Source organism: Bartonella sp. AP58NXGY (assembly GCF_042195785.1).
Lineage (GTDB): Bacteria > Pseudomonadota > Alphaproteobacteria > Rhizobiales > Rhizobiaceae > Bartonella.
On the sequence record NZ_JBHIOY010000072.1, the window covers coordinates 1 to 1,348 of the forward strand.

At 39.4% G+C, this 1,348-nt stretch carries 1 protein-coding gene; it reads left to right on the forward strand.

Annotation, left to right across the window (positions count from 1 at the left end; genetic code table 11):
* Positions 1 to 1,162 (forward strand): ABC transporter substrate-binding protein (locus ACFINC_RS09480; RefSeq protein ID WP_375617047.1); only part of this gene is annotated, 1,162 nt, incomplete at its 5' end.
* Between the last annotated feature and the right edge of the window lie 186 nt (positions 1,163 to 1,348).

Below are 1,348 nucleotides of genomic sequence, written 5' to 3' on the forward strand. Positions count from 1 at the left end.
CCCTGATGAAAAAACAGTGGTGATGAAATTTGATAAGCCTTATCCAGCAGAGCTTATCCTTAATAATATTGTTGCAAATCCGGCAACAGCTTTGCTTGATCGTGAGACAATTATGAAGCATGAAAAAGATGGCGATCTGGGAAATCAGTATTTGAAGAGTCATGCTGCTTGTGTTGGTCCTTATCAGTTAAGCAGTTGGCGTCCTGGAGAAGCTCTTTTGTTACGTGCAAGTTCCCACTACTGGGGACAAGCCCCTAAACTGAAGCAGATTCTCATTCGCCATGTTATGGAGCCTGGAACACAACGTTTATTGTTGCAAAAGCACGATATTGATGTTGCTCGTGATTTGTCCCCTGAAGATCTTGCAGATCTGCAAAAAACAACAGATGTTAAAATCGAAGAAGTGTTAGAGCCATCCATGATGTATTGGGGATTTAACATGACAAATCCCATTTTTGCTAAAGAAAAAGTACGCTTGGCGATGCGTTATCTTATTGACTATGAAGGTCTTGGCAAGAAACTTCTCAAAGGTGTTGGTGTTCCACGGGCGAGTTTTATTCCTCTTGGTAACTTTGGGGCTTTGGATGAAAAAGAAGGGCAACCCTTTAGATTTGATGTTGCAAAAGCCAAGCAGCTTTTAGCAGAGGCTGGTTATCCGAATGGCTTTGAGGCAAATTTTCTTGTATCAAATGCCCCTTATACGCTGTTACTTGCTCAGTCGCTTCAAGACAGTGCGGCAAAGGCGGGGGTGCGTCTTAAAATTGAACGGATGGCTGGTACACAGTTGTTTTCAAAAGTGAATGCACGGGCTTTTGATACGACTTTTATCGGATGGAATAACGATTCTGCGGACCCTCATACCATGGCTTCACGTCTTATTTATAATCCGGATAATCGGTCTGAGGCAAAAAATACCGCTTATCCTAGTTGGCAGAATGGGTATTTTGATGCTGAGATGAATCAAAAAGTTGAAGAGGCATTGTTTCAAAAAGATTCGCAAAAACGGGCGCAACTTTATGCTGATTTACAACGTGAACTTATGCAAAAAGGACCTTATGCGTTTATCTTTCAAAAATATAGCGTTATCGCGATGACACCTGATATCAAAAAGTGGGTTTGGAATAGTGCGCCACAAATTTTTTATAGTAAAATTGAAAAATAAGTGTGTCTTTAAATATTGTAAAATACAACAAAAATGAAATCATAATAACTTCAGCGTTTTGCATAGTGTTCAAGAACTTTGTAATACGCTGGAGATCATGGGGAATGATTGGATATGTTGTTGAATATTTCTATTTTAAAAGGGATCTGTCATTTTCATTAAAGATGTGTTGGTATGGATGTTAAA